Origin of the sequence: Streptomyces endophytica, assembly GCF_026153355.1 — a bacterium.
Taxonomy (GTDB): Bacteria; Actinomycetota; Actinomycetes; order Streptomycetales; family Streptomycetaceae; genus Streptomyces; species Streptomyces endophytica.
This window is the reverse complement of the sequence record NZ_CP110636.1, coordinates 3,924,745-3,944,819: the sequence shown is the minus strand read 5'-3', so window position 1 is coordinate 3,944,819 and position 20,075 is coordinate 3,924,745. Positions and strand designations below refer to the sequence as shown.

The 20,075-nt window shown below is 72.7% G+C and carries 17 protein-coding genes, 1 pseudogene and 1 riboswitch; of the genes and pseudogenes, 8 read left to right on the top strand and 10 right to left on the bottom strand.

The window, feature by feature from the left end; all coding sequences use genetic code 11:
* Positions 1–49: 49 nt before the first annotated feature.
* Complete coding sequence (locus OJ254_RS17590) at positions 50–1,573, top strand: phytoene desaturase family protein (protein WP_265363098.1); 1,524 nt, start codon at positions 50–52, stop codon at positions 1,571–1,573.
* 21 nt (positions 1,574–1,594) lie between these two features.
* Here OJ254_RS17590 and OJ254_RS17585 read toward each other — a convergent pair whose 3' ends face one another.
* The 5 genes from OJ254_RS17585 to OJ254_RS17565 all read right to left on the bottom strand — a co-directional run bounded on the left by OJ254_RS17585 (position 1,595) and on the right by OJ254_RS17565 (position 6,418).
* The gene (locus OJ254_RS17585; protein ID WP_265363096.1) at positions 1,595–2,794 is read right to left on the bottom strand and encodes a hypothetical protein; all 1,200 of its coding nucleotides are present in this window, start codon (positions 2,792–2,794) and stop codon (positions 1,595–1,597) included.
* 37 nt (positions 2,795–2,831) lie between these two features.
* Positions 2,832–3,749 (bottom strand): methylenetetrahydrofolate reductase [NAD(P)H], encoded by a 918-nt coding sequence (metF, locus tag OJ254_RS17580; RefSeq protein WP_265363095.1) that lies wholly within the window; start codon positions 3,747–3,749, stop codon positions 2,832–2,834.
* A 109-nt stretch (positions 3,750–3,858) separates the two neighbouring features.
* Complete coding sequence (thiE, locus tag OJ254_RS17575; RefSeq protein WP_265363094.1) at positions 3,859–4,509, bottom strand: thiamine phosphate synthase; 651 nt, start codon at positions 4,507–4,509, stop codon at positions 3,859–3,861.
* A gap of 131 nt (positions 4,510–4,640) precedes the next feature.
* Positions 4,641–5,006, bottom strand: coding sequence for an Rv2175c family DNA-binding protein (locus OJ254_RS17570; protein WP_265363093.1), 366 nt, complete (start codon positions 5,004–5,006; stop codon positions 4,641–4,643).
* 128 nt (positions 5,007–5,134) lie between these two features.
* Complete coding sequence (locus tag OJ254_RS17565) at positions 5,135–6,418, bottom strand: NAD(P)/FAD-dependent oxidoreductase (RefSeq protein ID WP_265363092.1); 1,284 nt, start codon at positions 6,416–6,418, stop codon at positions 5,135–5,137.
* A gap of 156 nt (positions 6,419–6,574) precedes the next feature.
* A riboswitch (TPP riboswitch) is annotated at positions 6,575–6,687 on the top strand.
* Between OJ254_RS17565 and thiO the strand changes: the two genes are divergently transcribed.
* The 5 genes and pseudogenes from thiO to OJ254_RS17540 all read left to right on the top strand — a co-directional run bounded on the left by thiO (position 6,685) and on the right by OJ254_RS17540 (position 12,457).
* Entirely contained in the window at positions 6,685–7,896 is a 1,212-nt protein-coding gene (gene thiO, locus OJ254_RS17560) for a glycine oxidase ThiO (RefSeq protein WP_265363091.1), read from the top strand. Its footprint overlaps the riboswitch before it by 3 nt.
* Positions 7,893–8,114, top strand: a complete 222-nt coding sequence (gene thiS, locus OJ254_RS17555; RefSeq protein ID WP_261951989.1) for a sulfur carrier protein ThiS — start codon at positions 7,893–7,895, stop codon at positions 8,112–8,114. The genes thiO and thiS overlap by 4 nt, the downstream gene beginning before the upstream one ends.
* A 5-nt stretch (positions 8,115–8,119) precedes the next feature.
* Complete coding sequence (locus OJ254_RS17550) at positions 8,120–8,962, top strand: thiazole synthase (RefSeq protein WP_265363090.1); 843 nt, start codon at positions 8,120–8,122, stop codon at positions 8,960–8,962.
* A 577-nt stretch (positions 8,963–9,539) separates the two neighbouring features.
* A pseudogene (gene pknB, locus OJ254_RS17545) lies at positions 9,540–11,506 on the top strand (Stk1 family PASTA domain-containing Ser/Thr kinase).
* A gap of 51 nt (positions 11,507–11,557) precedes the next feature.
* Complete coding sequence (locus OJ254_RS17540) at positions 11,558–12,457, top strand: deoxyribonuclease IV (protein WP_265363088.1); 900 nt, start codon at positions 11,558–11,560, stop codon at positions 12,455–12,457.
* A gap of 40 nt (positions 12,458–12,497) precedes the next feature.
* Here OJ254_RS17540 and OJ254_RS17535 read toward each other — a convergent pair whose 3' ends face one another.
* Positions 12,498–13,130 (bottom strand): sulfite oxidase-like oxidoreductase, encoded by a 633-nt coding sequence (locus OJ254_RS17535; RefSeq protein WP_265363087.1) that lies wholly within the window; start codon positions 13,128–13,130, stop codon positions 12,498–12,500.
* Between the two features lie 147 nt (positions 13,131–13,277).
* Between OJ254_RS17535 and bfr the strand changes: the two genes are divergently transcribed.
* The gene (bfr, locus tag OJ254_RS17530) at positions 13,278–13,754 is read left to right on the top strand and encodes a bacterioferritin (protein ID WP_265363086.1); all 477 of its coding nucleotides are present in this window, start codon (positions 13,278–13,280) and stop codon (positions 13,752–13,754) included.
* A 3-nt stretch (positions 13,755–13,757) separates the two neighbouring features.
* On the opposite strand, the gene OJ254_RS17525 is transcribed toward bfr, so the two are convergent.
* Positions 13,758–14,045 (bottom strand): (2Fe-2S)-binding protein, encoded by a 288-nt coding sequence (locus tag OJ254_RS17525; protein WP_265363085.1) that lies wholly within the window; start codon positions 14,043–14,045, stop codon positions 13,758–13,760.
* A 204-nt stretch (positions 14,046–14,249) separates the two neighbouring features.
* Positions 14,250–15,599, bottom strand: coding sequence for a class II 3-deoxy-7-phosphoheptulonate synthase (locus OJ254_RS17520; RefSeq protein WP_265363084.1), 1,350 nt, complete (start codon positions 15,597–15,599; stop codon positions 14,250–14,252).
* A 264-nt stretch (positions 15,600–15,863) separates the two neighbouring features.
* On the opposite strand from OJ254_RS17520, the gene OJ254_RS17515 reads away from it, so the two are divergent.
* Positions 15,864–17,819 (top strand): anthranilate synthase family protein, encoded by a 1,956-nt coding sequence (locus tag OJ254_RS17515; protein ID WP_265363083.1) that lies wholly within the window; start codon positions 15,864–15,866, stop codon positions 17,817–17,819.
* Here OJ254_RS17515 and OJ254_RS17510 read toward each other — a convergent pair.
* Positions 17,785–18,801, bottom strand: a complete 1,017-nt coding sequence (locus OJ254_RS17510) for a 2-hydroxyacid dehydrogenase (RefSeq protein ID WP_265363082.1) — start codon at positions 18,799–18,801, stop codon at positions 17,785–17,787. The two genes, OJ254_RS17515 and OJ254_RS17510, sit on opposite strands and share 35 nt — an antisense overlap.
* Positions 18,802–18,912: 111 nt before the next feature.
* Positions 18,913–19,941 carry a 6-phosphofructokinase gene (locus OJ254_RS17505; protein ID WP_265363081.1) on the bottom strand — a complete coding sequence of 343 codons (1,029 nt, stop codon included), beginning with the start codon at positions 19,939–19,941 and terminating at the stop codon, positions 18,913–18,915.
* Positions 19,942–20,075: the final 134 nt, after the last annotated feature.

The following is a 20,075-nucleotide window of genomic DNA, read 5'->3' as shown; positions in this document are numbered from 1 at the left end:
GCGGCCGCCCGTTCCGGCGTTGTCAGTGGCGGCGGATAAAGTCGCAGGCATGGCACGGATTGCGGTGATCGGCGCCGGGATGGGCGCGATGGCGGCCGCTGCCCGGCTGGCCGTCGCGGGCCACCGGGTGGCGGTGTTCGAGCGTGCCGCGACGCACGGCGGCGCGGTGCGGCAGCTGGCACGGGACGGTTTCACCTTCGACACGGGACCGGGCCTGCTGCATCTGCCCGCGGTCTACCGCGACCTGTTCCTCAAGACCGGCCGCGAGCCGCTGGAGAGCTGTCTGGAGCTCTCCCAGGTCGATCCCGCGAGCCGTCATGTCTTCGCCGACGGTACGGCGGTGTCGCTGCCCAACGCCTCGCGGGCCGGGGTCCTCACGGCGCTGGACGAGGCGCTGGGCGCGGGGACCGGTGAGCGCTGGAGCGAGCTGCTGGGCCGCGCCCGGGACGCCTGGGACGCCGCCCGCCGGCCGCTCCTGGAGGAGCCGCTGTGGCAGGACTGGCGGGTGCTGGGGCGCGATCCGTATCCGGCGGTGCGCCGGCGCGGGCTGTTCGGCCGGCGCGACAAGGGACCGACGACGGCCACCCTCGCCGAGATCGCCCGGCGCGAGCTGGCCGACCCCCGGCTGGCCGCCCTGCTGGAGAGCCATGCGCTGGCGTACGGCCTGGATCCGCGCAGCGCCCCGGCGAGCGCCGCGGTGCTGCCGTACATGGAGCAGACCTTCGGCAGCTGGTATCCCCGCGGCGGTGTGCGGGCGCTGGCCGACGCACTGTACGAGCGCTGTCTGGCCCGCAAGGTCGCGTTCACCTTCGGTGCGGAGGTGACCGGGATCGCCGAGAAGGACGGCCGGGTGGCGGGCGTCGAGCTGGCCGACGGCCGGCTGGAGGAGGCCGCGTTCGTGGTCGCGGGCCTCGATCCGGCCCGGCTGCCCGGGCTCCTCGGTGGTCGCGAGCCGTACGGCGCGGACGAGGTGCGGCCGCGGACCGGCCCGGCGGACCGCGCCCCAGGGCGGCTGACGGTCTGTCTGGCGCTGCGCGGCCCCCGCGAGGCGGGCGCGGTCCACCGCACGGTGGTCCATGCCGCGGACCGCGCCGCGGAGCTGGCGGGCGTGTTCGGGGACGGCAGCGGGGGCCTGCGGACGCCCTGTGCGCGGCCGACGGTGACGGTGCTGCGCCCGGACGACCCCACGACGCGGCCCGACGGGGAGCACGAGGCGGTGACGCTGTCCGCGACGGTCGCGCCGCCCGGCCCGGTGGACCGGCGCGATGGTGCGGCCGTGGAGGAGGCGGCCGACCGGCTGACGGCGGTGGCCGAGGCCGCGGTGCCGGGGCTGCGCGAGCGGGTGCTGTGGCGTGAGGTGCTGCCGCCGGCGGACGAGGAGCTGATACCGGCCCCCGCGCTGCCCGGCCGGGAGGGCCGTTTCCTGCGGCCCGGCAACCGCACCCGGATACCGGGGCTGTACGCGGTCGGCGGCTGGTCCCATCCGGGCGGCGGGCTGGCGCACGCGGGGATGTCCGGGGCGCTCGTCGCGGGCCTGATCGTGCACGGCGACGACTGGCACGGCTCCACGTAGGGCCGGGGGGCGCCGTTCGGCTCAGTAGCGGTACGGCCGGCCGTCGTAGTCCTGCTGCTGGTACGGGTACGGCTGCTGCTCGGGCGGGAGTTCGTCGCCGCGCTGCTGCGGGACCCAGACCCCGCCGGGCGGGGTCTCGCCGTAGCCCTGGCCGGGGTTCTGGCCCGCCTGCTGGTCCTGGGCGCCGTACTGCTGCCCGCCGTAGGACGCCTGACCGTAGGGGTCGGGCTGGGCGTAGGGGTCGTAGGGCGCGGCGTACTGCTGGCCGCCGTAGGGGTCGGCGTAGCCGGTCTGGCCGGAGCCGTCGCCGTATGCCGCGTACGGGTCGCCGTAGGCGTCCTGGCCAGCCGCGGGCGCGCCGTAACCGCCGTCGTAGCCATAGCCGTTGGCGTCCGCGGTGCCGTTGCCCGCGGCGGCGCCGTACGCGTCGTAGCCGGTGTAGTCGCCGCTCTGCGGGGCGCGGGCGTCCGGGCTGTAGATGCCGTACTGGCCGGTCTCCTCGGGCATCGGCTGCGGCGCGTAGACGGTGGTGGCGTCGAAGGACTGGGTGGCGAACACGCTCCGGTCCTGCGGGTCCTGGTACGGGTCCTGCCCGCCGTAGCCGCCCGGGCCGTACCCGTCGGCCGCGTAGTCGTAGGAGCCCTGACCGGCGTAGGCATCCTGACCGGCGTAGGAGTCCTGACCTGCGTAGGAGTCCTGGCCGGCGTAAGTGTCCTGGCCTGCGTAGGAGTCCTGGGCGCCGTAGCCGTCCTGCCCGGGGAAGCCGGGGCTCTGGAAGCCGCCGGTGCTCTCGAAGGTGTCCGGGCCGCCGTCCGCGCCCCGGGCGGGGCCGTTCTGCGGGCCGTCGGCGGGGCCGGCACCGGGACCGTCGGCGGGCGGCACCGCCTCGACGTCGGAGACCTGAAGGGACGGTTCGGCGGCGGGCGGGCCGGACCGGCGGCCGCGGCGCCGCCGGCTCTCACCGGGTTTGCCGCCCAGCGCCCAGCCCTCGGTGAAGCCGCGCTTGAAGGAGAGCGTCACATTGGTCTGGCCGAAGGCGAACGCGATCAGACCGATCCCGATCACGATCACCGACGGGATGACGACGCCGATGACGACGCCGAGGAAGCCCACGAAGGCGAGCAGCCGCCAGCGCAGCCGCGCCTTGTACTGGAGCAGCACCTCACCGAGCAGCCACAGGGCGACCAGACCGAACGCGATGTAGAGGATCGTCCAGCCCATATACGCCCCTCTTCCGCCGCTCGCCGGCCACCGTGATTCAGGGCCGCTGGTGCAGCCCCAGATTCTCGTAGATTTCCAGAGTCGCCGTGGAGTGGTTGAGGGTAATGAAGTGCAACCCGGGCACGTCCTCGGCCATCAAGCGCGAACACAGCTCGGTCGCGTACTCGATCCCAATGGAGCGTACCGCCGCCGGGTCGTCCTTGACGGCCAGGATGCGCTCGGCCAGTTCGGGCGGGAACGCGGCATTGCTGAGCTGTGCGAACCGCTCGATCTGACGGACGTTCGTGACCGGCATGATCTCCGGGATGATGGGCGTCTGGCAACCCGCCGCCGCGACCCGGTCGCGCAGCCGGAAGTAGTCCTCCGGGTAGAAGAACATCTGGGTGATGGCGAAGTCCGCACCGGCCCGGCACTTGGCGACGAAGTGGGTCACATCGGTGTCCCAGTCCGTCGAGCGCGGGTGCATCTCGGGGAAGGCGGCGACGCCGACGCAGAAGTCGCCGGACTCCTTGATCAGCCGGACCAGGTCGGCGGCGTAGGAGACACCGTCCGGGTGCCTGACCCACTCGCCCATGGGGTCGCCGGGCGGGTCGCCGCGCAGCGCGAGCATGTTGCGGATCCCGGCGTCGGCGTACTGGCCGATGATGTTGCGCAGGTCCGCGGTGGAGTGGTTGACCGCGGTCAGATGGGCCACCGGGGTGAGGGTGGTGTCCGTGGCGATGCGCTCCGTGGCGCGCACCGTGCCGTCACGGGAGGTGCCACCGGCGCCGTACGTCACGGAGACGAAGGTCGGGGCGACGGCCTCGATCCGACGAATGGCGTTCCACAGGGTCCGCTCACCCTTCTCGGTCTTCGGGGCGGCGAACTCGAAAGAGTAGGACTGCTTGCCGGAAGCGAGCAGTTCACGCACGGTCCGTGCGCGATCAGTCCTGGTGGAAGCTGTACCTAGGGCCATACGGGCAGGTTAACCAGCAGCCGGTCACACACCAACCGTCATCGGCGTTATGCCTGGTTGGTCCGGTTCATGTCCAGTGGGTGGACATTTTGCGGCCCGCCGGGGCCCGTCAGGCGTCCCAGGTCCGGATGCGCTTGGCCAGTGCCGCGGCCGCCGCGCCCGGATCGTCCGCCTCCGTGATCGCGCGGACCACCACGACCCGGCGGGCGCCGGCCGCCAGCACCTCGTCGAGGTTGCCGGCGTCGATCCCGCCGATCGCGAACCAGGGGCGCTCGGGGGCCCGCGCCGCGGCGTACCGGACCAGGTCCAGGCCGGGGGCGTGCCGGCCCGGCTTGGTGGGCGTCGGCCAGCAGGGGCCGGTGCAGAAGTAGTCCACGCCCGCTTCGGTGAGCGCGGCGTCCACCTCGGCCTCGGCATGTGTGGAGCGGCCTATCAAGACGTCCGGGCCGAGCAGGGCGCGGGCGGCCGGGACGGGCAGGTCGCCCTGTCCGAGGTGCAGCACATCGCTGCCGGCGGCGTGCGCCACGTCCGCCCGGTCGTTCACGGCCAGCAGCTTGCCGTGCCGCCGGCAGGCGTCCGCGAAGACCTCCAGGTGGCGCAGCTCCTCGCCGGCCTCCATGCCCTTGTCGCGCAGCTGGACGATGTCGACCCCGGAGGCGAGCACGGCGTCGAGGAACTGCGGGAGGTCGCCCTGCTGCCTGCGGGCGTCCGTGCAGAGGTAGAGCCGGGCGTCGGACAGGGCCTGTCGTGCAGTGCTCATGGGCGGCTTCCCCCCAGGTCAGGGGCGCACGGACCGGGTCTTCCGGTCCGTACGCCCCGAAAGGTGGTTACGGATCGAGGTGGCTGCGGAGGCCGCCGCGGCTGCCGGGAGCGGCCGCGGCGGCGGGGGCGTCAGACGGCGAGGGCCTGGGCCCGGCGCTTGACTTCCGTGCCGCGGTTCTCGCGCAGCGCCTGGGCCGGGGTGCCGGGCAGGCTCTCATCCGCGGTGAACAGCCACTCCAGCATCTCCTCGTCGGTGAAGCCGTCGTCCTTGAGGAGGGTGAGGGTACCGACGAGGCCCTTGACCACCTTGTCGTCCTTGATGAAATCGGCGGGCACCTGGAGCACCCGGTTCTCGCCGCGGCGCACCGCGATCAGCTGGCCCTCCTTGACCAGCTGCCGGACACGGGTCACCTCGACGCCGAGCTGTTCGGCGATGTCGGGGAGGGTGAGCCAGGCGGGAACGAGTCCATCGATCTTTGCGTCAATCTCGGTCACAGGACAAGCCTGCCACCTCGCACTGACAGCCGGTAGCCGGGCATCCCCATGAGGGGCTTCCGGCACACCGGAGAGTGACGGCGCCCGCGGTGCCCCCGGGCACCCCGATGCCCGGGCCGCCCGCCGGGTTACTGCGCCGCGGCCTTCAGCGGGACCGCCGCGTTCGCCGCCCGCTCCCGGTCCAGGGCCACCCCGCGCTCGATGAGCTTGCGCCCCTGGGCGAGGTCCCGCGGCCGGCCCACGGCGAGCAGCGCGACCAGCCGGCCCGCCGGGCTCCCGCCGGGCGGAATCTCGCCCGGCCCGTCGGCGCCGCGCAGCCAGAGCACCGACCAGGCCGCGCCGGACGGGTCACCGCGCCACACCAGCTCGTCGGAGTCCACGTGGTGGCCCACGTACTGCACGAACCGGCCGAACTGCTCGGACCAGAAGTACGGGACCGGGTCGTACACCAGCCCCTCCGAGCCGGCGCGGGCGATGTTCTCGGCGACCGTGCGGGGGCCCTGGAGGGCGTTGTCCCAGTGGTGGATCAGCAGGCGGGTGCCGTAGCGGGTGGACGGGAAGGAGGCGCAGTCACCGACCGCGTAGACGTCGGGGGCGGAGGTGCGCAGCCGTTCGTCGGCGAGCACGGAGCCGTCCTCGGCGGAGATCTCGACGCCCGAGCCGGCGAGCCAGGCGGTGGCGGGGCGGGCGCCGATCCCGACGACCACCGCGTCGGCGGGCAGCACCGTGCCGTCGGCGAGGGTGACCGCCCCGGAGGTGACGGATCCCACCCGGGCACCGAGCCGCAGCTCGGCGCCGGCGTCCGCGTACCAGCCGGTCATGTGGGCGGCGACCTCGGCGGGCAGCGCACCGGCCAGCGGGCGGTCGGCGGCCTCGACGACGGTGACCGCGCAGCCCGCCTCCCGGGCCGCGGTCGCGAACTCGGCGCCGATCCAGCCGGCCCCGACGACCACGATCTCGTGCTGGGCGGCGAGCACCGGCCGCAGCCGTTCGGCGTCGTCGAGGGTGCGCAGCAGATGGACGCCGGGCAGCCCCTCACTGCCCGGCAGCGTGATCGGGTCGGCGCCGGTGGCGATCACCGCGTGGTCGTACGGCACCCGGCCCTCGGCCGTCTCGACCACGCGCTCCTCCGGGACCAGGGCGGTGACCCGGCGGCCGAGGTGGAGGTCGATGCCCAGTCCGGCGAAGTCGACGTCGAAGGCGGAGCCGTCGGCCTTGCCCAGCAGGACCGCCTTGGACAGCGGCGGGCGGTCGTACGGCTGGTGCGGCTCGTCGCCGATCAGCGTGATCGTGCCGGGCCAGCCCTGTTCCCGCAGGGCGACCGCGGTCTGCACGCCCGCGATTCCGGCGCCGACGATCACCACGCGCGGCGTGCGGTCAGGGGCCTGGGAGGACTTGCTCTGCTCGCTCACCCGATCAACTCTAGGACGGGCGGCGACGCGGCTCGCAGCAGCGCGCAAGGAGATCTCTGACACACCGTCACGGACCGCCGTCCGGGTCCCCGGGGCCATCGGGCCGGGCCCCCGTTCCCTTACGGCCCGTCGCGACCGGGTATTAGGGTGACGGGTACACGCACTCGCGGGAGCCCGGACGCACCGGGCTGAGAGGGAGGCTGGCCGGCCTCCGACCGTACGAACCTGATCCGGGTCATGCCGGCGAAGGGAGGGGCTGGACGCCCATGCATCCACCTGCCACACGCACCACCGGACACCCCGATGTGCTCGTCATCGGGGGCGGCATCATCGGGCTGGTCACCGCCTGGCGGGCGGCCGGCCGCGGGCTGACCGTGGCCGTGGCCGATCCGGCTCCGGGCGGCGGCGCGGCGTACGTCGCGGCCGGAATGCTGGCCGCGGTCACCGAGCTCCACTACGGCGAGCAGACCCTGCTGGGGCTCAACCTCGCCTCGGCCGGCCGCTACCCGCGGTTCATCGAAGAGCTGGAGGAGGCCGGCGGGCAGCCGACCGGCTACCGGCGGTGCGGCACCCTGGCCGTCGCCCTGGACGCCGACGACCGGGCCCACCTGCGCGAACTGCACACCCTGCAGACCCGTTCGGGGCTGGACTCCCAGTGGCTCACCGGCCGGGAGTGCCGCCGTCTGGAACCGATGCTGGCCCCCGGCGTACGCGGCGGGCTGCGGGTCGACGGCGACCACCAGGTCGATCCGCGCCGGCTGGCCCACGCGCTGCTGGTGGCCTGCGAGCGCGCCGGGGTGGTCTTCCACCGCAGTCGCGCGGAGCGGCTGACGGTCGACGCCGGGCGGGCCACCGGGGCCCAACTCGCCGACGGCACACGGCTGTCGGCCGGCCAGACCGTCCTGGCGGCGGGCAGCTTCAGCGGCCGGCTGGCCGGGGTGCCCGAGGAGGTGCGGCCGCCGGTGCGGCCGGTCAAGGGCCAGGTGCTGCGGCTGCGCCTGCCGGACATGCCGCCCGGCTCCCCCGCCTTCCTCTCGCGCACCGTACGGGCCGTCGTCCGCGGCGGTCCGCTCTATCTGGTGCCGCGGGAGAGCGGCGAACTGGTCGTCGGCGCCACCAGCGAGGAGCTGGGCTGGGACACCACGGTCACCGCGGGCGGCGTCTACGAGCTGCTGCGGGACGCGCACGAGCTGGTGCCCGGCATCACCGAACTGCCGCTCGTGGAGAGCTGCGCCGGGCTGCGCCCCGGCTCCCCCGACAACGCCCCGCTGCTCGGCCCGACCGAGCTGCCCGGCCTCCACCTGGCCACCGGCCACTTCCGCAACGGTGTCCTGCTGACGCCGGTCACCGGTGACGTGATGGCCGAACTGCTGGCCACCGGGAGCCTCCCCGACGAGGCCCGCCCCTTCAGCCCCGCGCGCTTCGCCGCCATCTCTGAGGCCGCGCGCCCCCGCCTCCTCCAGGAGCAGCCCGTATGAGTGCCCCCGCCCCCACCGTCTCGGTGTCCGTCAACGGCGAACCCCGCGAGATCCCCGGCGGACTCACCCTCGACCGGCTCGTCGCGACCCTGTCCTCGGCACCGTCCGGGGTGGCCGCCGCGGTCAACGAGGTCGTGGTGCCGCGCACCCAGTGGCCCGCCACCCCGCTCGGCGACGGCGACCGCGTCGAGGTCCTCACCGCGGTCCAGGGAGGCTGACCGCCATGACCGAAACCGGCCTCTCCCCCGAGACCCGCGCCACCCCGCCCACCGACGTCTCCGATCCCCTCACCATCGCCGACACCACCTTCAGCTCCCGCCTGATCATGGGCACCGGCGGCGCGCCCAGCCTCGACGTCCTGGAGCGGGCGCTGCTCGCCTCCGGTACGGAGCTGACCACGGTCGCCATGCGGCGGCTGGACCCGACCGTGCAGGGCTCGGTGCTGTCCGTCCTGAACCGGCACGGGATCCGGGTACTGCCCAATACGGCGGGCTGCTTCACCGCGGGCGAGGCGGTGCTCACCGCCCGGCTCGCCCGGGAGGCGCTCGGCACGGACTGGGTCAAGCTGGAGGTCGTCGCGGACGAGCGCACCCTGCTGCCCGACCCGATCGAGCTGCTGGACGCCGCGGAGACCCTGGTGGACGACGGCTTCACGGTGCTGCCCTACACCAACGACGATCCGGTGCTGGCCCGCAAGCTGGAGGACGTGGGCTGCGCCGCGATCATGCCGCTGGGCTCGCCGATCGGTTCCGGCCTGGGCATCCGCAACCCGCACAACTTCCAGCTGATCACCGAGCGGGCCAGCGTCCCGGTCATCCTGGACGCCGGCGCCGGCACGGCCTCCGACGCGGCCCTCGCGATGGAACTGGGCTGCGCGGCGGTCATGCTGGCCTCCGCGGTGACCCGCGCGCAGGAGCCGGTCCGCATGGCGCACGCGATGCGCCATGCGGTGGCGGCGGGCCGCCTCGCGTACGGCGCGGGACGCATCCCGCAGCGACATTTCGCGGTGGCGTCCTCCCCTACGGACGGGGTGGCCACCCTCGACCCTGAGCGGCCAGCCTTTTAGCCCCCCACGTACCCGTCTGTACCGCCGCGGGTCTTGCTCGCCGTTGCGCGCTTTGCGGCGCCTCCCACGTACTTGGCCGTCCCGCCGCGGTTGTTGTTCGCCGTTGCGCCTGCGGCGGGCTGGGTGTTGTTGGGTGCGGTGACGGACCTCCGGGGCCGGTTGTGTGGACTGCTGACGCTTTACGTCCACACAACCGGCCCCTCCGGCCCGTCCCCTCCCGTGAGAGGGAAAGTGAAGGACGGTGGGGGCGCACGTAACCGTCCACATGCGCGCAGGCAACAGACCAGGCTCGCCCCCAACCAGTTCTTACCTCCCCCTCACGGGAGGGGCTGGACCGGAGGACGAAGTCTGGAGGGCCGGCACCGCACCCGAAAACACCACGCCCGCCGCCAGGCGCAACGGCGAGACGACCCGCGGCGGGACGGACAGGTACGTGCGGGGCGCCGCAAAGCGCGCAACGGCGAACAACACCCGCGGCGGGAAAGCCAGGTACGTGGGAGGCGCCGCAAAGCGCGCAACGGCGAGCAAGACCCGCGGCGCCGCAGACAGGTACGTGGGGCGAATACACTCGCTTGCCGTGGATACGACGCTCCAAGACCCCCTAGTGGGTCAGCTGCTCGACGGCCGCTACCGCGTCCAGGCGCGCATCGCCGCAGGGGGATGGCCACGGTCTACCGGGCCGTGGACACCCGCCTCGACCGGGTGCTCGCGCTGAAGGTGATGCACCCGGGCCTCGCCGAGGACGGTGCGTTCGTCGAGCGCTTCATCCGGGAGGCGAAGTCCGTCGCGCGGCTGTCGCACCCGAACGTGGTGGGCGTCTTCGACCAGGGCACCGACGGTACGTACGTCTATCTGGCGATGGAGTACGTGGCCGGCTGCACCCTGCGCGACGTGCTGCGCGAGCGCGGCGCCCTGCAGCCGCGGGCCGCGCTGGACATCCTGGAGCCGATCCTCGCCGCCCTGGGGGCCGCGCACCGCGCCGGGCTGGTGCACCGCGACATGAAGCCGGAGAACGTCCTCATCGGCGACGACGGGCGGGTCAAGGTCGCCGACTTCGGGCTGGTGCGGGCGGTGGACACGAACACCACCGCCTCGACGGGCTCGGTGCTGGGGACGGTCTCGTACCTGGCGCCCGAGCAGCTGGAGCACGGCACCGCGGACGCCCGGGTCGACGTCTACGCGTGCGGCGTGGTGTTCTACGAGATGCTCACCGGCACCAAGCCGCACACCGGCGGCTCCGTGGCGCAGGTGCTCTACCAGCACCTGCACGAGGACGTGCAGCCGCCGTCCGCGCAGGTGCCGGGGCTGGCCGGGCAGCTGGACGAGCTGGTCGCGCTGGCCACCGCCCGCGATCCGCAGGCGCGCCCGCAGGACGCGGTGGCGCTGCTGTCGCGGACCCGGGAGACCCGGGCCGCGCTGACCGACGAGGAGCTGGACGTCGTCCCGCCGGGCGCCAAGGAGGTGCCGGCGGACTCCGACGCGGAGGCCACGGACGTGATACCCCGGCCCGGTGGCGTACAGCTGCCGCTGCCGGGTGCGGACGAGGCGGCGCTGAACCGCACCAGCCGCCTGGAAGTGCCCCCGGTGCCGGAGGAGCGGACGACCCGGCTGCGTCCGGCCCCGGCCGCGGCTCCCGCCGCGGCCGGCGGGCTGCTGCAGCGGCGCCGGCTCGCCACGATCATCGCGGCCGTGCTGCTGGTCCTCGGCGTCGGCACGGGCGTCTGGTACATCAACTACGGCCAGTTCACCACCGTCCCCGCGGTGCTGGACATGACCCAGGCCAAGGCCACCAAGACGCTGCGGGACGCGGGGCTGGGGATCAGGGTCGTGCGCGGCTTCAGCTCCAACGTGGAGCGCGGGCACGTGATGAAGACGAACCCGGCGACCGGCGGGCGGATCCGCGGTACGGGGACGGTCACCGTCACCGTCTCCCGCGGCCCGAACCACGTCGCCGTACCGGACCTGTCCGGCACCCCGGTCGCGGACGCCAAGCGCAAGCTGCGCGACCTCGGGCTGCGGCCGGGGGCCGTGACCAAGGCGTTCAACAGCGACGTCGCCAAGGGCTCGGTGATCCGTACCGACCCCGCCGCGGGCAGCCAGCGGCAGCCCGACACGGCGGTGGCGCTGGTCGTCAGCCGGGGCGCCCAGGTCGACGTGCCCGGCGTGATCGGCAGCGACCGCGCGGACGCCGAGGCCGTGCTGCAGGCCAAGGGGCTGCACGTGAAGTTCGCCGCGGAGCCGGTGAACTCGCCGCAGGACAAGGGCACGGTGGCCCGGCAGGACCCGGCGGAGGGCGACGTCGCCGGCACCGGCGACACGGTCACCCTCACGCTCTCCAAGGGCCCGGAGATGGTCCCGGTGCCCGACGTCACGGGCAAGAACGTCGAGGACGCCAAGAAGCAGCTGACCGCTCTCGGCTTCCAGGTCGAGGTGAAGAAGCCGTTCCTGTTCCCGCAGGACGAGGTGGACACCCAGTCCGTCGACCCGGGCGAGAAGGCGCCGAAGGGCAGCACGATCACGATCAAGCTGAAGGGCGCCCTGTAGCGCGGGGCCCCTCGGAGCAGGGGGCCGTCCGGCGCCTGGCACCCTTGGAGGGTGAGTGAAACCCCCTCCCCCCAGGACGCCGGACGGTCCGCCCGGGCCCGTAATCCGGTCGGCGGCCATGTGCCGGTGGCCGGCGGGCTGGCCAAGACCGGTATCGCCTACGCCCGCGAGATGGGCGCCGAGGCCGTGCAGGTCTTCGTGGCCAATCCGCGCGGCTGGGCGACGCCGCCCGGCAGCCCCGAGCAGGACGAGGCGTTCCGGGCGGCCTGTGCGCTGCAGGGCCTGCCGGCGTACGTCCATGCGCCGTACCTGATCAACTTCGGGTCGCACACTCCGGAGACGGTCGAGCGGTCGGTGGCCTCGCTGCGCCATTCGCTGCGCCGCGGCCGGGACATCGGCGCGCTCGGGGTGGTCGTGCACACCGGTTCGGCGACCGGCGGGCGGCCGCGCGCGGAGGCGCTGGCGCAGGTCAGGGCGCGGTTGCTGCCGCTGCTCGACGAGCTGACGCACCCTGACGACCCGTATCTGCTGCTGGAGTCGACCGCGGGTCAGGGCGCGTCGCTGTGTTCCCGGACCTGGGACTTCGGGCCGTACTTCGAGGCACTGGACGCCCATCCGAAGCTGGGCGTCTGCCTGGACACCTGCCACATCTTCGCGGCGGGGCACGACCTGACCGGGCCGAACGGGATGCACCAGACGCTCGACCTGCTGGTCGGGACGGTCGGCGCGGGGCGGCTGAAGCTGATCCACGCCAATGACTCCAAGGACGTGGTGGGCGCCCACAAGGACCGGCACGCGAACATCGGCGCCGGGCACATCGGCGAGGACGCGTTCCGGGCGCTGCTGACCCACCCGGCCACCGAGGGCGTCCCGCTGGTCATCGAGACGCCGGGCGGCAAGGAGGGGCACGCGGGCGACGTCGAGCGGCTGAAGAAGCTGCGGGACGGCTGACGGCACGACGGGCCGGGACCATCGGCCGGGGTCGGCCGGCTCAGAGCTCGGGGCCGTCCCCGGGCTCCTCCTGGTAGGAGAAGCGCTGCTCCTGCCAGGGATCGCCCAGGTTGTGGTAGCCGCGCTCCTCCCAGAAGCCGCGGCGGTCGGCCCGCATGTATTCGATGCCGCGGACCCATTTCGGGCCCTTCCAGGCGTAGAGGTGCGGCACGATCAGCCGGACCGGGAAACCGTGCTCGGCGGTGAGCAGTTCTCCCGAGCGGTGCGTGGCGAAGAGGCAGTTCTCGGCGGCGAAATCCGCCAGCCGGAGATTCGAGCTGAAGCCGTATTCGGCCCACACCATCACATGGGTGACATCGGGCGCGGGCGGCGCGAGATCCAGAATGGTCTTGGTGAGTACCCCGCCCCATTCGGCGCCCAGCATGCTGAATTTCGTCACGCAGTGCATGTCGGCGACGACCGTGGCATACGGCAGTGCCGTGAATTCTTCGTGTGACCAGCAGTGTTTCGCGTCGTCCGCGGTGGCGCCGAACGCGCGGAACTCCCAGCGCTCGGGGCGGAACTTCGGGACCGGGCCGTAATGCGTCACCGGCCAGCCCCGCTGGAGCCGCTGCCCCGGAGGAAGCTGCGGATGCTCCTCTTCGCGGCTTTCCGGCTGACCCATGCCCTCCATGTTGTCAGACCGGAAGGGGTGCCGATGACCAGGGAGGGAGAGATTCGGGCAACTCGTACTAAGCGTGTACTTACTGGACGGTCCGCCGAGGGCGGTGCGAGGATGCGCGGCACCTGCCCAGTTCTCGCGTGGAAGGAGCCCGCAGCCATGCAGGGCGACCCCGAGGTCATCGAATTCCTCAACGAGCAGCTGACCGCCGAGCTGACCGCCATCAACCAGTACTTCCTGCACGCCAAGATGCAGGAGAACTTCGGCTGGACCAAGCTCGCGAAGTACACCCGCGCCGAATCGTTCGACGAGATGAAGCACGCGGAGGTCCTGACCGACCGGATTCTCTTCCTCGATGCGCTGCCGAATTACCAGCGGCTGTTCCACGTACGGGTCGGCCAGACCGTCACCGAGATGTTCCAGGCGGACCGGCAGATCGAGGTCGAGGCGATCGACCGGCTCAAGCGCGGAATCGAGCTGATGCGCAGCAAGGGCGACATCACCTCGGCGAACATCTTCGAGGACATCCTCGCGGACGAGGAGCACCACATCGATTACCTCGACACCCAGCTGGAGCTGGTGGAGAAGCTCGGAGAGGCGCTCTACATCGCCCAGGTGATCGAGCAGCCGAGCTGACGGCTACGCGGCCTCCGGGAGCGCCGCGGGCCCCACGGCGTCCTCCTCCGCGTCCGCCGGCGACAGCCCGGACGCTGTCCGCCCGGACGCCAGCGGGTCGGCGCCGTTCTCGATGAGCTCCCGGCGCGGGCAGGCACCCCGGCCGAGCAGCGCCTGGATGCGCCGCACGCAGTTGCCGCAGTCGGTGCCGGCCTTGCAGGCGGAGGCGATCTGGCGGGGCGTGCAGGCGCCCGTCGCCGCGTGCTGGCGGACCTGTTGCTCGGTGACGCCGAAGCAAGAGCAGACGTACAACGCGGTGTCTCCTCCGTGAGGGGCGGCTTCGGACGGTTCCGGCGACTGGTCGGCGGAAGAACCTCGTCGACCGGTCCAGCCGATCTTGAGTGAGGTTACCCTTACCTTACCCGGCACGCCCTGGCTCCACAACGCCCGGCGGGCCCTGAACGACGCAGTGGGGCGCGGATCACAGATCCGCGCCCCACTCACGTTCACCGGCGATCACTGATCGCGGTACATCTCCGCCACCAGGAAGGCCAGGTCCAGCGACTGGCTGCGGTTGAGCCGCGGGTCGCAGGCGGTCTCGTAGCGCTGGTGCAGGTCGTCGACGAAGATCTCGTCGCCGCCGCCCACGCACTCGGTGACGTCGTCACCGGTCAGCTCGACGTGGATGCCGCCCGGGTGCGTGCCGAGGCCCTTGTGGACCTCGAAGAAGCCCTTGACCTCGTCCAGCACGTCGTCGAAGCGCCGGGTCTTGTGCCCGGAGGCCGCCTCGAAGGTGTTGCCGTGCATCGGGTCGCAGATCCAGGCGACCTGCGCGCCGGCGGCGGTGACCTTGTCCACCAGCTCGGGGAGCTTGTCGCGGATCTTGTCCGCGCCCATGCGCGTGATGAAGGTCAGCCGGCCCGGCTCACGCTCCGGGTCGAGGCGCTCGATGAGGGTGAGCGCGTCCTCCGCGGTGGTCGTCGGGCCGAGCTTGACGCCGATCGGGTTGCGGATGCGCGAGGCGAACTCGATGTGCGCGTGGTCCAGCTGACGGGTGCGCTCGCCGATCCAGACCATGTGCCCGGAGACGTCGTAGAGGTTGCCGGTGCGCGAGTCCACCCGGGTCAGCGCCGACTCGTAGTCGAGCACCAGCGCCTCGTGGGAGGAGTAGAACTCCACGGTCCGGAACTCCTCCGGGTCCACCCCGCAGGCGTTCATGAAGTTCATCGCCCGGTCGATCTCGCGGGCCAGCGCCTCGTAGCGCTGCCCCGAGGGCGAGGACTTCACGAAGTCCTGGTTCCAGGCGTGCACCTGCCGCAGGTCGGCGTAGCCGCCGGTGGTGAAGGCGCGCACGAGGTTCAGGGTCGCCGCGGAGGCGTGGTACATCCGCTTGAGCCGCTGCGGGTCCGGGATGCGGGCCGCCTCGGTGAACTCGAAGCCGTTGACGGAGTCGCCGCGGTAGGTCGGCAGGGTCACGCCGTCCCGGGTCTCGGTGGGCTTGGAGCGCGGCTTGCTGTACTGGCCGGCGATCCGGCCGACCTTGACCACCGGCACCGAGCCGGCGTAGGTCAGGACGGCGCCCATCTGCAGGAGGGTCTTGAGCTTGTTGCGGATGTGCTCGGCGGAGACGGCGTCGAAGGCCTCCGCGCAGTCGCCGCCCTGGAGCAGGAACGCCTCGCCACGGGCGACGGCTCCCAGGCGCTCACGCAGCTGGTCGCACTCGCCCGCGAAGACGAGCGGCGGATAGGACTCGAGCTCCGCGATCACATCGCGCAGAGCCTCTTGGTCCGGCCAGTCAGGCTGCTGCGCCGCGGGAAGGTGTCGCCAGGTGTTGCCACCGGCGTGGGTTTCAGCGTTCACGGTCACATGCCCCACATTACGGGGTCCGGTGGGGCTGTCCGTCCGGCATCCGGACTGTGAGACGCAGAGCACCCGGACGGTCCGGTAGGGTGCGCCCCATGTGCACGCGACCGATGCCGACCATGAACTGGTGGTGGACCGCTCCTCCGGCGGCCCACTGATTCGCGCGCACATCCCACACTCCGCGAAGGCCGCCCGAGGGCGGCCTTCGGCGTTTCCGGCGGTCGTCCCTTCTTCCCCGGCCCTCCGGCCCACCCGGAAGGAACCGCCATGCACCGCGTACGCCCCGACGTCCGCCCCGATGCCGCCGCACTCGTCCGGCGGCTGCTGGACCCCGCCGGCCCCCCGTTCGCGCTGCTGCGCCGCCGCTCCCCCGGCCGGGAGGCGGGGGACATCGTCGAGGTGCTGATCGGCGAGGTCACCGAGGTCGAGCGGCTGGCGGACATCCCACTGGGTGAGACGGCACCCGGTGCGCCGGTGACCGACGCGCTCGCGCTGATCCCGTTCCGGCAGATCCGCGAGCGCGGCTTCCGGGCCCACGACGACGGCACCCCGCTCGCCGTGCTGCGCCCCCGCGAGACCTGCGAGCTGCCGCTGGACGAGGCGCTGGCGGCGCTGCCGGCGCACGACGTGCGGGTGACGGACGGCGCGTTCGACGTGTCGGACGAGCGGTACGCGGAGATCGTCGAGCGGGTGGTGCGGGAGGAGATCGGCACCGGCGAGGGCGCGAACTTCGTCATCCGCCGGACCTTCGAGGGCTCGATCGCGGACTTCTCGGCGGCCGACGCGCTGGCGCTGTTCCGGCGGCTGCTGGCCGGCGAGCGCGGCGCGTACTGGACGTACGTCGTGCACCGCCCCGGTGTGCGCACGCTGGTCGGCGCCAGCCCGGAGGTGCACGTCCGGATGACCGGGGGAACGGTCGTGATGAATCCGATCAGCGGCACCTACCGCTACCCGGCCGACGGGCCCACCCCGGAGAGCCTGCTGGCGTTCCTCGGCGACCGCAAGGAGGTCGACGAGCTGTCCATGGTGGTGGACGAGGAGCTCAAGATGATGTGCACGGTCGGCGACCGGGGCGGGGTGGTGATCGGGCCCCGGCTCAAGGAGATGGCGCATCTCGCGCACACCGAGTACGAGCTGCGCGGCCGGTCCACCCTCGATGTGCGCGAGGTGCTGAAGGAGACCATGTTCGCGGCGACGGTCACCGGATCGCCGGTGCAGAACGCCTGCCGGGTCATCGAACGGCACGAGCCGGTCGGCCCGGACGGGCGGGGGCGCGGCTACTACGCGGGCGCGCTGGCGCTGATCGGCCGGGACGCGGGCGGCGCGCAGACGCTGGACTCGCCGATCCTGATCCGGACCGCGGACATCACCGCGGAAGGGCGGCTGCGGGTGCCGGTCGGTGCCACGCTGGTGCGCGCCTCCGACCCGCACGGCGAGGCCGCCGAGACGCACGCGAAGGCGGCGGGCGTGCTGACCGCGCTGGGCGTACGGGAGGCACCGGCGCGCCCGGCGGACGGCGGGCGGCCGCCGCGGCTCGCCGACGACCCGCGGGTGCGGGCCGCCCTGGACGCCCGGCGGGCGGACCTGGCGCCGTTCTGGCTGCGGATGCAGACCACCGCGCCGACCGCCGAGCTGAGCGGGCACGCGCTGGTGGTCGACGCGGAGGACACCTTCACGGCGATGCTGGCGCATCTGCTGCGGACGTCGGGGCTGGCGGTGACCGTGCGCCGGTTCGACGAGCCGGGGCTGCGCGCGGCCGCCCTGGCGCACGAGGGCCCGGTCGTGCTGGGCCCTGGGCCGGGCGACCCGTCCGACCCGGCCGACCCCAAGATGCGCTTCCTGCGGTCGCTGACCGCGGACCTGGTCGCCGGCCACCAGCACGGCCTGCTGGGGGTGTGCTTGGGCCACGAACTGCTCGCCGCGGAGCTGGGGTTGGAGATCGTCCGCAAGGAGGTGCCCTTCCAGGGGGCGCAGGAGCGGATCGACTTCTTCGGGCGCCCCGAGACGGTCGGCTTCTACAACACCTTCACGGCCCGCTGCGACGACCGTACGGAGGCCGAACTGGCCATGCACCGCGTGGAGTTGAGCCGGGACGCGGAGTCCGGTGAGGTGCATGCGCTGCGCGGTCCGGGCTTCGCGGGGGTGCAGTTCCACCCAGAGTCGGTACTGACCCTGGACGGGGCCGCGGTCACCGCGCAGCTGCTGGCAGCTGTCCTCGTGTGACCAGCATGTTCTCGTTGGTGCGGTGGGCGAGGTAGTCCTCGACGTTGGCCACGGTGGCCTGGGTGATCTGGCCCACCGCATCCTCGGTGAAGTACGCCTGGTGCGAGGTGACCAGCACGTTCGCGAAGGTCATCAGGCGGGCGAGGGTGTCGTCGTCCATGACGTCCAGGGACCGGTCGTAGGAGAAGAGCCCGGACTCCTCCTCGTAGACGTCCAGCGCGACGCCGGTGAGCCGGCCGGCCTTGAGCGCGCGGACCAGCGCCGCGGTGTCGACCAGACCGCCGCGGCTGGTGTTGACCAGGATGGCGTCATCCTTCATGGCGGCCAGCGCGGCGGCGTCGACGAGGTGCCGGGTGTCGTCCGTCAGCGGGAGGTGCACGGTGATCAGGTCGGCCTCGGCGAACAGCCGCTCGCGGGGGACGTACGTCATGCCCAGCGCGGCGCAGCGGGGGTTCTCGACGAGGTCCCAGCCCAGCAGGTCCATGCCGAAGCCGTGGGCGATCCGGGTGAACGCCTCGCCGATCCGGCCGGTGCCGAGCACGCCCGCGGTGCGGCCGCGCAGATCGCGGCCCATCAGGCCGTCCAGCCGGAAGTCGAAGTTGCGGGTGCGCCGGGCGGCCCGCACGATCTTGCGGTCGACGGCCAGCGCCAGCGCCCAGGCGAATTCCGCCACCGCGTACGGGGAGTAGTGGGAGACCCGGCCGATGCTCATCCCGAGATCGGCCGCGGCCTCCAGATCGATGTTGTTGAAGCCCGTGGAGCGCTGGGCGACCATCTTCGTCCCGCCGGCCGCGAGGGTCTGCAGCACGTCCGCGCCGAGGTCGGCGTTGACGTCGGAGCTGACGACCTCGTAGCCGTGCGCGATCGGGGCGGTGTCGCGGTTGAGGACGACGTCCAGGCTGCGCACCTGGTGGCGGCCGGCGAAGGCGCGCTCCAGGAACGGCCGCTCGTCCTTCTGGACGCCGAAGGCGACGATCTCCACGTTCCCTCCCGCCGGTGCGTGCTCACCAGGAGCAATGGGCCGGATATGTCGTGTACGGCGAATATACGGCCCCTCGCCCGGCGGTGCCGCCCGGAGGGACGGCGGCCGTGGTCAGCCGAAGAACACCCCGGCCTCGGCGTAGAGCGCCGGGTCGACGGTCTTCAGCTTGGCGGTCGCCTCGGAGATCGGCACCCGGACGATGTCGGTGCCGCGCAGCGCGACCATCGTGCCGAAGTCGCCGTCGTGCACCGCCTCGATGGCGTGCAGCCCGAAGCGGGTGGCCAGCCAGCGGTCGAAGGCGCTGGGCGTACCGCCGCGCTGGGTGTGGCCGAGGACGGTGGTCCGGGCCTCCTTGCCGGTGCGCGACTCGATCTCCTTGGCCAGCCACTCCCCCACGCCGGAGAGCCGGACATGACCGAAGGAGTCCTTGGAGTCGTCCTTGAGCACCATCTGGCCGTCCTTGGGCATCGCGCCCTCGGCGACCACCACGATCGGCGCGTAGCGGACCTTGAAGCGGGACTGGATCCACCCGCAGACCTGGTCGACGTCGAAGCGCTGCTCGGGGATGAGGATGACGTTGGCGCCGCCGGCGAGACCGGAGTGCAGCGCGATCCAGCCGGCGTGCCGGCCCATGACCTCGACGACCAGGACCCGCATGTGCGATTCGGCGGTGGTGTGCAGCCGGTCGATGGCCTCGGTGGCGACGCCCACGGCGGTGTCGAAGCCGAAGGTGTAGTCCGTGGCCGAGAGGTCGTTGTCGATGGTCTTGGGGACGCCGACGCAGGGGACGCCGAACTCGCCGGACAGCCGGGTCGCCACGCCCAGGGTGTCCTCGCCGCCGATCGCGATCAGCGCCTCGACCTCCTGCTTGGCGAGGGTCTCCTTGATCCGGCGGACGCCGTCCTCGGCCTTCAAGGGGTTGGTCCGCGAGGAGCCGAGGATCGTGCCGCCGCGGGGCAGGGTGCCGCGCACCGCCGGGATGTCCAGCGGCACCGTGTCGTTCTCCAGCGGCCCGCGCCAGCCGTCCCGGAAGCCGAGGAAGTCGTAGCCGTATTCCTGGGTGCCCTTGCGGACGATCGCCCTGATCACCGCGTTCAGTCCGGGGCAGTCGCCGCCGCCGGTCAGTACTCCGACCCGCATCGCTGCAATCACCTACATCCCGTCAGTGGCCGCGCACGGCCGTGGTTGAGCTGACGCCGGTCACGCTAATGGTGATCTGGGTCACTCCGGGATGCCGGAAGCGGCGATTCCGGTGATTTTTGGGGGAGTTGACA

What these genes read in the sequence shown, in the direction of transcription:
- thiE (WP_265363094.1), bottom strand. Translation starts at nt 4,509, where the DNA reads ATGAGCACTGCACGACAGGCCCTGTCCGACGCCCGGCTCTACCTCTGC.
- thiS (WP_261951989.1), top strand. Translation starts at nt 7,893, where the DNA reads ATGAGTGCCCCCGCCCCCACCGTCTCGGTGTCCGTCAACGGCGAACCC.
- bfr (WP_265363086.1), top strand. Translation starts at nt 13,278, where the DNA reads ATGCAGGGCGACCCCGAGGTCATCGAATTCCTCAACGAGCAGCTGACC.
- OJ254_RS17585 (WP_265363096.1), bottom strand. Translation starts at nt 2,794, where the DNA reads ATGGGCTGGACGATCCTCTACATCGCGTTCGGTCTGGTCGCCCTGTGG.
- OJ254_RS17515 (WP_265363083.1), top strand. Translation starts at nt 15,864, where the DNA reads ATGCACCGCGTACGCCCCGACGTCCGCCCCGATGCCGCCGCACTCGTC.
- OJ254_RS17590 (WP_265363098.1), top strand. Translation starts at nt 50, where the DNA reads ATGGCACGGATTGCGGTGATCGGCGCCGGGATGGGCGCGATGGCGGCC.
- thiO (WP_265363091.1), top strand. Translation starts at nt 6,685, where the DNA reads ATGCATCCACCTGCCACACGCACCACCGGACACCCCGATGTGCTCGTC.
- metF (WP_265363095.1), bottom strand. Translation starts at nt 3,749, where the DNA reads ATGGCCCTAGGTACAGCTTCCACCAGGACTGATCGCGCACGGACCGTG.
- OJ254_RS17535 (WP_265363087.1), bottom strand. Translation starts at nt 13,130, where the DNA reads ATGGAGGGCATGGGTCAGCCGGAAAGCCGCGAAGAGGAGCATCCGCAG.
- OJ254_RS17550 (WP_265363090.1), top strand. Translation starts at nt 8,120, where the DNA reads ATGACCGAAACCGGCCTCTCCCCCGAGACCCGCGCCACCCCGCCCACC.
- OJ254_RS17505 (WP_265363081.1), bottom strand. Translation starts at nt 19,941, where the DNA reads ATGCGGGTCGGAGTACTGACCGGCGGCGGCGACTGCCCCGGACTGAAC.